This is a genomic window from Gymnodinialimonas phycosphaerae (assembly GCF_019195455.1).
Taxonomy (GTDB): Bacteria; Pseudomonadota; Alphaproteobacteria; order Rhodobacterales; family Rhodobacteraceae; genus Gymnodinialimonas; species Gymnodinialimonas phycosphaerae.
This window is the reverse complement of record NZ_JAIMBW010000001.1, coordinates 603,664-616,137: the sequence shown is the minus strand read 5'-3', so window position 1 is coordinate 616,137 and position 12,474 is coordinate 603,664. Positions and strand designations below refer to the sequence as shown.

Here is a 12,474-nt window from a genome sequence, read left to right as displayed (position 1 = left end):
TGACCTCCCAGTCATTCGCCGCGCGCAGGGGCCAAAGGCGTCGTGCCACGGCAGTCTCGTATCAGGGCCCGGCGCGCGTCTTCCAAAGCGCTTTGGGGTGGCGGCACCCTTGCCCATGCGACGCCCGCTGTCAATCCATCTGTGAAGATTCGCATAAGACACTTGAATTTAACCTATTTTCTTTACTCGCGCAAAAATTGACCCTTTGACATCACCGCCGCCCTTTGCATAACTTTCGCGGACAACTTAAGCGCTTTGGAACTCTTCCACGATGAACCTCCGGGAATTGTCCGAGTCCCTCGGACTCAGCCAGACGACCGTCAGCCGTGCCCTCAACGGCTATCCCGAAGTTCGGGAAGCCACGCGCCTGCGCGTGCAGGAGGCGGCGAAGGCGGCAAACTACTTGCCCAATGCCCGTGCGCGCCGCCTGGCGACGGGCCGCGCCATGTCCATCGGCCACGTTATGGTCTTGAATGGACGCGAAGAATTGGTGAACCCGATCTTCGCCGACTTCATCGCAGGCGCGGGCGAAGTCTACGCCCGCGAGGGATATGACCTGCTGTTGTCGATGGTCCCCGTGGAGGGCGCCGAGGCCGCCTATCGCCAGATGGCGGCCAATGCCTCCGTCGATGCGGTGATGGTGCAGGCCCCCACGCTTGACGACCCGCGCGTGCCCCTTCTGCAAGAATTGGGTCTGCCGTTTCTGGTTCATGGCCGCACCGCTGCACCCGAGGGGTACAGCTGGCTCGACGTCGCCAACGTGCGCGCGTTCCGGCGCGCGACGGACCTGCTGCTGGACCTTGGGCACCGCCGAATCGCCCTGCTCAATGGGCAAGAGAACCTTGACTTCGCCCTGCGCCGCCGCCGTGGCTTTGAAGAAGCGATGGCCGCACGCGGGGCCGCCGTGCACCCGGAATTCATGCACGCCGAGGTGATGACCGAACAATATGGCTACCGCACCGCCTGCGCCCTGCTGGACCGGGACGACGCGCCCACCGCTTTCGTGGTGTCGTCGATCATTCCCGCCATCGGCGTGCGCCGCGCCGCCGGAGAGCGCGGCCTGCGCACCGGTCGCGACGTCTCGATCATCTGCCACGACGATGTGCTCAGCTACCTCGATAACGACGGTATCAACGCGCCCGAAGGGCCCGCCTTCACTGCCACTCGGTCCTCCATCCGTGCGGCGGGGCGGCGCTGTGCCGAGATCCTGCTGTCGCTGATCGATGACCCCGACCAGCCCCCCATCCAGGAGCTTTGGGAAACCGACCTGACCCTGGGCCGATCCACCGGACCCGCACCAAGTTAACGCCGTTAAGGATATTCAATGGACTTCAAACGCTCCGACTTCCCCAAGGGCTTCCGCTTCGGGGTCGCGACCTCTGCCTACCAGATCGAGGGCCACGCAAAGGGCGGCGCGGGCCTGACCCACTGGGACAGTTTCGCCGCAACGCCCGGCAACGTCGTGCGGTTCGAAGACGGCGCTTTGGCCTGCGATCACTACGACCGCATGGACGAGGATCTTGACCTGATCAAAGGCCTGGGCGCGGATGTGTACCGCTTTTCAACCTCCTGGGCGCGGGTGATGCCCGAAGGGCGCGGCCCGGTGAACGCCGAAGGGCTGGACTTCTACGACCGCCTGGTCGACGGGCTGCTTGCGCGCGGGATCGATCCCGCCGTGACGCTTTATCATTGGGAATTGCCGCAACCGCTGGCCGATCAGGGCGGGTGGCGCAACGCCGACATGCCGAACTGGTTCGCCGATTACACCGAAGCCATCATGGGCCGCATCGGCGACCGGACATGGTCCGCCGCCCCCATCAACGAGCCGTGGTGCGTCAGTTGGCTGTCGCATTTCGAGGGGCACCACGCGCCCGGGCTGCGCGACATCCGCGCCACCGCCCGCGCCATGCACCACGTCCTGCTGAGCCATGGGCGCAGCATTCAGGCGATGAAAGCCCTGGGGGTGAAGAACCTGGGCGCCGTGTGCAATTTCGAATGGGCGACGCCCGCCTCGGACAGCGCGGCGGATGCCGCCGCCTGCGCCCACTACGACGCGATCTACAACCGCTTCTTCCTGGGCGGGTTGTTCAAGGGCGCCTACCCGGAAGAGGTGCTGGACGGGCTGGCCCCCCACCTGCCCCACGGCTGGCAGGACGACTTCGCCACGATCCAGTCGCCGCTCGATTGGGTCGGCCTGAACTACTACACCCGCAAACGGATCAGCGCTGTGGACGAGCCCTGGCCCGCCTACGCCTACGCCCCGCCCCAAGGCTCCCTGACCGACATGGAGTGGGAGATTTATCCCGATGGGTTGAAGAATTTCCTGACCCGGACCGCTCGCGAATACACCGGCGACCTGCCGCTATACGTGACGGAAAACGGCATGGCATCCGCCACCACGCCCGACCCGGACCGCATCTCCTACCTCACCGATCACCTGCGCAGCGTGCAGGCCGCCGTCGCCGAGGGCGCGCCCGTCGCGGGCTATTATGTCTGGTCGCTGATGGACAATTACGAATGGGCCCTGGGCTACGAGAAACGCTTCGGCCTTGTCCATGTGGACTTCGAGACCTTGGCAAGGACGCCCAAAGCGTCCTATCACGCACTAGCCGACTGGTGGCGTTAACACCGTTAAGGAATTGAACATGGTCCCCGCAGCCCTCTCGCTGGTCGCCGATATCGGTGGCACCAACACGCGCGTGGCCCTGGCCAATGCCGCCACGGTGCGGGTGGACAGCGTGCGCCGGTATCGCAACGCGGATTTCGACGGCATCGGCTCGGTCATTGCGCAATTCCTGGCCGACAGCGGCCAGGATGATACCTGGATTACAGGGGCTTGCGTCGCCATGGCGGGGCCTGTGCACGACGGTGTGGGCACGCTGACGAACCTCGACTGGCGCATCGACAAGGCAGTTCTCGCCGACGCGCTGAGTGCGGAACGGGTCGCCGTCCTCAACGACCTTCAGGCCCAAGGCCACGCGATCGGCAACATCGCGGCGGCGGATCTGACAGAGGTCTTGCCGCAGCCCCCCGCCGCGGAACTCGCCGCAAAACTGGTCATCGGGCTTGGCACCGGCTTTAACGCCTGTCCGGTGTTCGACACGGCGGCAGGGCGCTTCGTGCCGCCGTCAGAGGCCGGCCATGTGAGCCTTCCGACCTCGATCATCGAGCTGCATCCACTGCTGGAAAACCTGTCGGATTCCGGCGGCTACCCGTCCGTGGAAGAGGTCCTGTCCGGGCGCGGCGTCAGCCATCTGCATGCGGCGCTTCACGGGGAAAAGGTCGATCCCGCCGATGTTCTGGCGCGCATTGGCGACGGGGAGGCCCTGGCCTGCGACACGGGCGCCTTGTTTGTGAAAGTCCTGGGCGACGTCGCTGGCAACCTGGCGTTGTCGCACCTGCCGTTCGGCGGCGTTTTCCTTGTCGGTGGCGTGACCCGCGCCTTCGCGCCCTATCTGGATCAGTTCGGGTTCGTGGAGGCGTTCCGCTCCAAGGGCCGATTCTCGACCTTCATGGAGCAGTTCGGCGTGTCGGTCGTCAGCGACGACTATGCGGCGCTGACCGGGTGCGCGAGCCATCTGGCCCGGGGCTGACGCCCCTTTTCCGGCCGCTCCCTCCTCCGGTTTTCGCCTGTCGGGCGAACACCGTCCTCGCAGCTTCAGGCGACCTCGTGACCAAGGGCGGCGGTGTAGATCTCATACCAGTCCTGACGGTCCAGCGTGACTTTAAGAGCGTCCGACAAGCCGCTGATACGGCTCAGGTTATTTGTGCCCATCACCGGCAGGATCTGGGCCGGGTGACGCAATAGCCACGCCACGGCAACGGCATCCGCACCGACACCATGGTCCGCGCCGATCCGCTCCAGCACGGCACGAACCGCCGCGCCCTCGTTCCCGAACAAGGCCCCTCCCGCCAGCGGCGACCACGCCATGATCGGCTGCCCTTGGCGCTGGTGGAACGCCACGTCGCCGTTGGTGAACGGCGTATGAAACAGGACCGAGGCCTCGATCTGGTTGGTGGCCAGCGGGGTCTGCATCGCGGATTGCAGCAGGTCCCAATCCCAGGGCCGGAAGTTTGATACGCCAACCGCCCGCACCTTGCCCGACGCCACCAACTTGTCCAGACACGCGCCCGTTTCCGCATGATCCATGAGCGGATCAGGCCGATGGATCAGCAGCAAATCGATCACGTCAATATTCATCAATTTCAATGACCTATCGACCGACGTTGAGAAATATTCCGCGCTGGTATCGTAGTATTTCACCCGCTTGTCGGTATGCATTCCGATGGGTGCCACGATATCGCACTTCGTCACGATCTCGATCTGGTCGCGCAGCGCGGGGGCGGCCTTCAGGGCGTTGCCCAAAAGTTCTTCCGCCGCGTAGCCGCCATAAATGTCGGCCTGATCCATCGTGGTGATGCCTTGCGCCAGGCAGGCCTCCACCTTCGCCTGCACGTGGGCGGGCGAGGTGTCCTCGTCATCGCCCAGACGCCACATGCCGTACACAATACGGGACATGTCTATCCCGCCTACATTAACGCGCTTCATCGTCTTTCTCCCACGCCCAAGGGCGTCGCTGGTGCCGAGGCGGGGACGCGCCCGTAAGCCTCTGGCAATGAACATGTTTTCAACTCGGGCATGACCAAACGTCCGAAGTGCTTGCACTCATCCATATGGGGATAGCCCGAGAAGATGAAGGCGCGGATGCCCATCTTCGTGTAGTCTTCGATCTGGGACAGGACCTGATCGGCAGAGCCCACCAAAGCCGCCCCGCAGCCAGACCGCGCACGGCCAATGCCAGTCCACAAATGCGGCTCTACGTAGCCGAATTTATCGGCCAATTCGCGGGCCTTGGCTTGGTGTGAGACACCAAGGGAGCCGCTATCGAGCGCGCGTTCGCGGATCAACTGCCCGTATTCGTCATCAAGCTTGGAGGTCAGGTGCTCTGCATATTCCCGCGCCTCGGCCTCGGTATCGCGCACGATCATGTGGACGCGCAGGCCGTAGTCCAGTGTTCTACCATATTTTTCAGCGACTTGGTGGACGTCCTTCATCCTCTGTGCCAGCGCCTCTTTCGGCTCGGGCCACATCAGGTAGACATCGCAATGTTGGCCGCACAGCTCCAGCGCCGCAGGGGAGTAACCGCCGAAATAAAGCAGCGGCCCGCCGGTCTGATAGGGTTTGGCTGGGTCTGTGGTTAATCCTTTGAAGTCATAGACTTCACCGGTGTAGTTAATCTCATCCTGGGTCCAGGCCTGCTTGAGGATTTCAACCACCTCCCGGGAACGCTGGTAGCGGTATCCACTATCGGCCTTCTCCCCCGGAAAATCGCTGGAGATGATGTTGACCGTTAAACGACCCTCCAGCATGTGGTCGAGGGTTGCGATCGTGCGTGCCAGCATGATCGGCTGCATCTCGCCGCAGCGCACGGCGGCCAACATGTTGATTTTGCTGGTGATTGGCGCGCAGCCCGCGACGAATGACAGGGTGTCCTGGCCGACCTGATAAGACGAAGGGCACAGGATGTTTCGGAAGCCCTGCGCCTCGGCCTCCTTCACCAGACCGCTGCAATGACCCCACGACGACCGTAAGCGCCCGTCAGGCACGCCCAGGAACTCGTAATCGTCCGAGCAGAGCGCCGAGAACCAGCTGACCTCCGCCGCGTCCAGATCTGCCGATGTGACCGGAACAACCGTCATGCGTCGCCTCCCATTTCGTTCAAGCTTGACCGCCCTTGGACCAAGGCGTAGCAATCCAAGGAGGGTATATCAATGGTATATCAATTTCGGACCGCGCACGGGAGGGCGTCATGACCGAGCCCACCACCACCGGCGCGCTTCCAACGTATCTGCGCATCGCCGAGGCGCTGACAATCGACATCGGCGGCGGGCGCTTGTCGCCCGGAGAGAAGCTGCCCCCCGAACGCACCATGGCGGCCGAGCGGGGCGTGGCCGTCGCCACCCTGCGCAAGGCGCTGAAGCTGCTGGTCGAGCGTGGGCTGATCGAACGGCGGCAGGGGTCGGGCAATTACGTACTGGGCGGCGGCAAGAACATCGGGACCTACGCGCTGTTCCGGCTGGAGTTGAAAGACATCGGCGGCGGCCTTCCCACGGCGCGGCTGTTGGACATCAAGAAGACCGCGAAGCCCGAGGGGCTGCCCAATATCGGGCGTACGTTCGACACCGGCATTCGGATGCGGCGGCTGCGGTTTCTGGCCGACTGGCCTGTTGCGGTGGAAGAAATCTGGCTGGACCTGCGCTGGCACGACGACAATGGGTTGAACGCGCGCACCGTCTCGGAATCGCTCTACCGGACCTACGCGGAGCGGCTGCACCTGCATATCCAGCACGCCGAGGACGTGATCAGCGCGGCCCCCCTGCCCGATTGGACGCCGCCGGAGTTGGGTCTGGCGCCGGGCACGCAAGTGGGCTTTATCGAACGGCGCGCCTATGACCAGCATGGGCTGCCCTGCGAGGCGTCGTGGACATGGTTCGACCCGGCGCGCGCGCAATATTTCTCCAAGGTGCCATGACGGCCAACAAGGGACAGACGACATGACAAGATACGGCCTGATCGGGGCGGGCATGATGGGCCAGGAGCACATCCGCAACATCGCGCTTCTGGCGGAGTGCGCCGTGACCGCGTTTTTCGAGCCCGATGATCCGATGGCCGCGAAAAGTGCCGCGCTGGTGCCGGATGCCGTTCGGTGTGACAGCCTCGACGCGCTGTTGGCGCGCGATGATCTGGACGCGCTGGTCATCGCCTCGCCGAACCATTGCCATGTGGGGCAACTCAAGCAGATCGCGGCGACGCGCGCGCTGCCGATCCTGTGTGAAAAGCCGCTTTACACAGCACCCGCCGACGCCGCCGAGATTGCCGCGCTGGAGGGCTACGCCGCGCCGATTTGGGTCGCGATGGAATACCGCTTCATGCCGCCCATCGCCAAATTCCGCGAGATGGTGGCGGAGGCCACGGGCGGGATCAAGATGCTGACGATCCGCGAACATCGGTTTCCGTTCCTGGAAAAGGTCGGCGATTGGAACCGGTTCAACCGCAACTCCGGCGGCACGTTGGTGGAGAAATGTTGCCACTTCTTCGACCTCATGCGGTTGATTCTAGAGGACGAGCCGGTGCGCGTGATGGCCAGCGCCGGGCAATCGGTTAATCATCTTAACGAATCCTATGGCGGCGAGACTCCGGACATCTGGGACAACGGCTATGTCATCGTGGATTTCGCGGGCGGTGCCCGCGCGATGCTGGAGCTGTGCATGTTCGCCGAGGGCAGCGAGTACCAGGAAGAGATCAGCGCCGTCGGCCCGCGCGGCAAGATCGAGGCCCGCGTACCCGGCCCCACGCGCTTCTGGAACCATGACATTGGACCCGCGCCGATGCCCAAGGTCATCGTCAGCCCCCGCATGCCCACCACGGGCCGTGTCGTCCACGAGACGCCGGTGGACAAGGATCTGCTGACGGCGGGGGATCACCACGGGTCGACCTACTATCAGCATGTGCAGTTTCTGAAGGTGGTGCGGGGGCAGGCCCGCCCGCAGGTAACGCTTGGGGACGGCGCGGCGGCGGTGCGCATGGGCATGGCCGCGCAGGAAAGTGCTCGGACGGGTCAGGCCGTGACTCTGTAGAGCCCAAAGCCTTGCCCGTGGCGGGACACGTCCCCGCCTTGGGGCCGGCCCCTGGCGCCCCTAGCCGGTGGTGGGCCCGGTGCCGTCCTTCAGGGGCACGTGGTAGCCCTTGACGAAGCCCTCCACCGCCTTGCGGACGCGGGCCGTGTCGCTGGTGTCGATCGCGGTGCGCAGCTCTTTCATCATCCCGGCCACCTCGATCTGGCTCTGGCAATCCTCCTCGGCGCGCAGGATCTTCTCGTGGGGCGTGGCAACCATGGAGCCCTCGTCGATCAACAGCTCTTCATAAAGCTTTTCACCGGGGCGCAGGCCACTGATCTCGATCGCGATGCCGGGACCATCGGGTTTTTCCTGCACCACCGAGCCAGACATCTCGATCATGCGCTTGGCGATATCAAGGATGCGCATCGGTTTGCCCATATCCAGCACGAAGACATCGCCGCCCTTGGAAAAGGCGCCTGCCAGCAGCACGAGGCGCGCAGCCTCGGGGATGGTCATGAAGAACCGCGTCACCTCGCCATGGGTGACGGTCACAGGCCCGCCGGCACGGATCTGGTCCTGGAACAGCGGCAGCACGGACCCGGACGAGCCCAGAACATTGCCGAAGCGCACCATGGAAAAGCGCGTATTCGTGGGCCGGGAGGCCATGTCCTGAATGACCAGTTCGGCCATGCGCTTGGTCGCGCCCATGATATTCGTCGGCCACACCGCCTTGTCGGTTGAGACAAGGATGAACCGCTCACACCCCGCGGCCTCGGCGGCGGCGGCGACCGTCTGGGTCCCGAGGGTATTGTTGCGCGCGCCCTCCAACTCATTCTCTTCGACCAGCGGCACGTGCTTGTAAGCGGCGGCGTGAAGCACGATTTCCACCGCCTCCTGGGCCATCACATCCTTGACCCGGCGTGCATCCGTGACCGAACCCAAGCGCGCCGTCACATCGATGCCGCGCGCCAAAGCGGCGGCACGCAATTCGCGATCGATCTGGTACAGCGCCAGCTCGGATCGTTCAAAGAAAACGATGCGCGCAGGCTTGCATTCAAGCAACTGGCGGCACAGCTCGGACCCGATGGACCCGCCTGCCCCCGTCACCATGACCGACCGCCCGGCATAAGCCTTGGCGATTTCCGGCACATCCAAGGCGACCTTGTCGCGCCCCAGAAGTGCATCTAGCGACACGGTCTTTAGCCCGGCCCCTTTCCCCGAGATCAGATCCACGTAGGAGGGCAGGACCTGCACCTCGCAGGGCAATTCGGCCAACCCGGCCAGCACCTTATCCAGCTTCGGTTTCGGCAGCGACGGCATCGCCACCAGGATCCGCTCGACTTGGCCCTGCTCGACCATCTGGCGCAACCGCGCCGGGGCGGCCACCGTCAGGCCCGAGATGATCAAGCCCCGCAGCGAAGGGTTGTCGTCAACGAAGATGACGGGATGCACCTCTGCGCTTTGGCGCAGCGCCGAGGCCAATTGAATGCCCGCCGCCCCTGCCCCATAGATTGCCACCGGCACGCCCGCGACCTTGCGCCAAGGACGTTGCAACAGCAGGTAAAGAAGGGTGCGCCCCACGACCGACAGGCCGAAGAACAGGGCGGCGAAGATGATCGGAACGGACCGGGGCGCGCCGAGGCTGAGCAAATAGCTGGCAGCCATGGCCGCCACGCCGAACACCGCCGACGCCGCCGCGATGCGCGACAACTCGGAAATGTCGAGCGCCGTCAATTTGATCCACGGCAGGCGGAACGCCACGATCAAGAGTGGCCCGAATAACGTCATCACCACGAAAAGTGGCAAAGAGCTTATTGCCTGTTCCAGCGGCAACCCGGTGCCGAAACGGAGCGCGAATGCCAAATACAGAGCGATGGGCACCAAGGCACAGTCGAACGCCAAAAACATGAACTTCTTTTGCCGACGCGTCATGGACTTCAGGCTCATCGCGACCTCCGAACGGCGTGCGCATTGCCGGAAGGCAGGGCCCTGCACGCTCAATTTTGGAACCAATAAATTAAAGTTCGACTAAAAATCATTAAGGTTTGGTTAATGCATATTTCTATGCTGCGGCTATTCTACCTGATGGCCCCTGTCAAATATTCCCGCAAGGGTATTGAATGCCCCGACGGCGGCGTTTTGAGCGGCATTTCGCCGACATCGCGGCAGGGTGGTTCAGACCGCCTGACCCACCAGGGCGCCGATTGCCGTGGTCGCCGCCATCGCCAACGCCCCCCAGATCATCACGCGCGCCGCCGCACGCCCACGCGGGGCGCCACCGGCCTGAGCCCCCAGCGCCCCCAGCGAGCCCAAAGCAATCAGCGTGGCCACGGCCACCCACGGCACCACGCTGGTCAGCGGCGCGACCCAGGCCACCGCCAATGGCACCGCCGCCCCCGCCGCAAACGTCATGGCCGACACGACAGCCGCTTGCACCGGGCGCGGCGGCGACAGATCGGTCAGCCCGATCTCGTCGCGCAAATGGGCCGTCAGCGCATCTACCTCGGTCAGTTCCGTGGCGACGCGGGCGGCCAGTTCCGGCTGCAAGCCCCGCTCTTCATAGATCGCCGTCAATTCGGCCAGTTCGGCCTCGGGGTTGGTGGCAAGTTCGGATCGCTCGCGTTCGATATCGGCCTTCTCGACGTCGGCCTGGCTGGAGACCGAGACATATTCCCCTGCCGCCATGCTCAGCGCCCCGGCTGCCACCCCGGCAATACCCGCCAGGATGATCGTCGCCCGATCCCCCGAGCCCGCCGCCACCCCCGCCAACAGCGAGGCGGTCGACAGGATGCCATCGTTGGCCCCCATCACGGCCGCGCGCAGCCACCCCGAGCGGCCCGACAGGTGCGGCTCGATATGGGCGGAGGGGACGCTAGAGGATTCAGGACGCGCCATCAGAGGTTCATCTTTCCAGGGTTGAAAATGTTGTCGGGGTCTATGCCGCGCTTGATCGCGGCCATCATTGCCATGGCACCGGCACCCAGTTCCCGTTCCAGGTACTTCGCCTTGCCCTGCCCGATCCCATGTTCGCCGGTGCAGGTGCCGTCCATCGAAATCGCCAGATCGGCAAGCCAGCCGACATAGCCTTCGGCGCGCGCGATCTCGGAGGGGTTTTCCATGTCGACCAGCAGCAGCGTGTGGAAATTACCGTCGCCCACATGGCCCACGATGGGCGCTTTCAGGTCCAACTCGGCCAGTTTCGCTTCGGTCTGTGCGACGCAATCGGCAAGGCGTGACAGCGGCACGCAGACATCGGTGGAAATCCCCTGGGCCCCCGGGCGCAGTTGCAGGGCCGCCCAATAGGCATCGTGGCGTGCCTGCCACAGCCTGGTGCGGTCTTCCTCGCGGGTGGTGAAGGTGAATCCTGTGCCGCCGTGATCCGCCGCGAGCTCGCCAAAGGCCTCTGCCTGTTCGGTCACGCCGGTGTCGGAGCCGTGGAATTCCAGCAATAACAGGGGCGTCTCGGGAAGGGTCAGCTTGGAATAGGAGTTACACGCGCGCACTTGCAGCGCGTTGAGCAGTTCGATCCGCGCAACGGGGACGCCGTATTGAAAACACGCGATGACCGCGTTGCAGGCATCCTCGACCGTGGGGAAAGAACACGTCGCCGCCGAGGTCGCCTCGGGGATGCCCTGCAACTTCAGGGTCAATTCGGTGATCAGGCCAAGCGTCCCTTCGGAGCCGACCATCAGCCGCGTCAAATCATAGCCCGCGCTGGTCTTGCGCGCCCGTGCCGCCGTATTCACCACCTCGCCCGAGGGCAACACCGCCTTCAGGGCCAACACATTGTCCTTCATGGTGCCGTAGCGCACCGCACAGGTGCCGCTGGCCCGCGTCGCCGCCATGCCCCCAAGCGAGGCATCGGCACCGGGATCGATCGGGAAGAACAGCCCCGTGTCGCGCAGGTGGGTGTTTAGCGCCTTGCGCGTCACACCGGGCTGGATCACCACGTCCATATCTTCGGCATGGACCGCAAGGATCGCGTCCATCTGGCTGAAATCAAGGGATATTCCCCCCGCGGGCGCGTTCACGTGCCCCTCCAGCGAGGTGCCGGTGCCAAACGGAATGATCGGCACCCGGTGCGTGGCGCAGATGCGGACGATGTCCTGCACTTCTTCAGTGCTTTGCGGGAAAATCACCGCATCGGGCGGCTGGTTGCGCAGCCAGGTGGTCGTATGGCCGTGCTGTTCGCGCAGGGATTGCCCGGTCTCCACGCGGGGACCATAGGCTTGTGTCAAAACGGCAAGGGCCGTGGCGATGCCATCCTCATTGCGCGGTAGATCAGCGAGTAGCGCCATCTTGTCGTCTCCCCCGTACGTCCATTGCACCCGATCATAGGCAGCGCGGTTCTCGGAGACCAGTGGAGGATGCATGGACGGTAGAAACGTCGCAGTGATGGAGCGATCCATCACACTGCCCGCCCCCTTGGTCGCGGTACGCGATGCCATGACGCGGCCCGGCCTGATGCAGGCGGTCTGTGCGCCGATCCTTCGGTTCCGCTTGATCCATCCCCCCGCCTGGCCCGACCGCTTTGGTCCGGGCGCCTACGCGGTACAGGTTCGGTTCCTTGGTGTTCTTCCCCCGGGGCGACAGGTCATCAACATATCCTTCCCCCCCTGCCCGGAGGGACAATTCCTGATGCGAGACAACGGGCACGCCGCACTGATCGCGCGATGGGACCACCGCCTGACCGCCATAGCGGATGGGACGGGTCGCACGCGCTATACCGACCGGGTGGAAATCGAGGCGGGCTGGAAAACGGCCCTGGTCGCGGCTTTCGCGCGGGCCCTGTTCGCGCACCGCCAAAGGCGCCTGCATCACTTGGCAACGACCGGGTTCGCGGGGATCTGAGGG

The 12,474-nt window shown here is 64.3% G+C and carries 11 protein-coding genes; 6 read left to right on the top strand and 5 right to left on the bottom strand.

What is annotated here, in order from left to right; translation table 11 throughout:
* The first annotated feature begins 271 nt into the window (after positions 1–271).
* Genes KUL25_RS03115 through KUL25_RS03105 form a run of 3 tightly spaced genes read left to right on the top strand, consistent with a single transcriptional unit; the run spans position 272 to position 3,593 of the window.
* Positions 272–1,306, top strand: coding sequence for a substrate-binding domain-containing protein (locus tag KUL25_RS03115; RefSeq protein WP_257891593.1), 1,035 nt, complete (start codon positions 272–274; stop codon positions 1,304–1,306).
* Positions 1,307–1,324: 18 nt separating this feature from the next.
* Positions 1,325–2,626 (top strand): GH1 family beta-glucosidase, encoded by a 1,302-nt coding sequence (locus KUL25_RS03110; protein ID WP_257891592.1) that lies wholly within the window; start codon positions 1,325–1,327, stop codon positions 2,624–2,626.
* 19 nt (positions 2,627–2,645) lie between these two features.
* Entirely contained in the window at positions 2,646–3,593 is a 948-nt protein-coding gene (locus KUL25_RS03105) for a glucokinase (RefSeq protein WP_257891591.1), read from the top strand.
* A gap of 65 nt (positions 3,594–3,658) precedes the next feature.
* On the opposite strand, the gene KUL25_RS03100 is transcribed toward KUL25_RS03105, so the two are convergent.
* Positions 3,659–4,549, bottom strand: a complete 891-nt coding sequence (locus KUL25_RS03100) for an aldo/keto reductase (protein WP_257891590.1) — start codon at positions 4,547–4,549, stop codon at positions 3,659–3,661.
* The gene (locus KUL25_RS03095) at positions 4,546–5,700 is read right to left on the bottom strand and encodes an LLM class flavin-dependent oxidoreductase (protein WP_257891589.1); all 1,155 of its coding nucleotides are present in this window, start codon (positions 5,698–5,700) and stop codon (positions 4,546–4,548) included. The genes KUL25_RS03100 and KUL25_RS03095 overlap by 4 nt, the downstream gene beginning before the upstream one ends.
* A gap of 110 nt (positions 5,701–5,810) precedes the next feature.
* Between KUL25_RS03095 and KUL25_RS03090 the strand changes: the two genes are divergently transcribed.
* Together KUL25_RS03090 and KUL25_RS03085 are read left to right on the top strand one after the other, a co-directional pair.
* Positions 5,811–6,533: a GntR family transcriptional regulator gene (locus tag KUL25_RS03090; protein WP_257891588.1), complete on the top strand. Its 723-nt coding sequence runs from the start codon at positions 5,811–5,813 to the stop codon at positions 6,531–6,533.
* 22 nt (positions 6,534–6,555) lie between these two features.
* Positions 6,556–7,638: a Gfo/Idh/MocA family protein gene (locus tag KUL25_RS03085; RefSeq protein ID WP_257891587.1), complete on the top strand. Its 1,083-nt coding sequence runs from the start codon at positions 6,556–6,558 to the stop codon at positions 7,636–7,638.
* A gap of 60 nt (positions 7,639–7,698) precedes the next feature.
* Here the strand turns inward: KUL25_RS03085 and KUL25_RS03080 are convergent, their stop codons facing one another.
* From KUL25_RS03080 to KUL25_RS03070, 3 genes are all read right to left on the bottom strand, one after another.
* Positions 7,699–9,567: a polysaccharide biosynthesis protein gene (locus tag KUL25_RS03080; RefSeq protein ID WP_257891586.1), complete on the bottom strand. Its 1,869-nt coding sequence runs from the start codon at positions 9,565–9,567 to the stop codon at positions 7,699–7,701.
* 228 nt (positions 9,568–9,795) lie between these two features.
* Positions 9,796–10,515, bottom strand: a complete 720-nt coding sequence (locus KUL25_RS03075) for a VIT1/CCC1 transporter family protein (RefSeq protein WP_257891585.1) — start codon at positions 10,513–10,515, stop codon at positions 9,796–9,798.
* Positions 10,515–11,918, bottom strand: a complete 1,404-nt coding sequence (locus KUL25_RS03070) for an FAD-linked oxidase C-terminal domain-containing protein (RefSeq protein ID WP_257891584.1) — start codon at positions 11,916–11,918, stop codon at positions 10,515–10,517. The genes KUL25_RS03075 and KUL25_RS03070 overlap by 1 nt, the downstream gene beginning before the upstream one ends.
* Before the next feature lie 73 nt (positions 11,919–11,991).
* Between KUL25_RS03070 and KUL25_RS03065 the strand changes: the two genes are divergently transcribed.
* Complete coding sequence (locus KUL25_RS03065; RefSeq protein WP_257891583.1) at positions 11,992–12,471, top strand: hypothetical protein; 480 nt, start codon at positions 11,992–11,994, stop codon at positions 12,469–12,471.
* Positions 12,472–12,474: the final 3 nt, after the last annotated feature.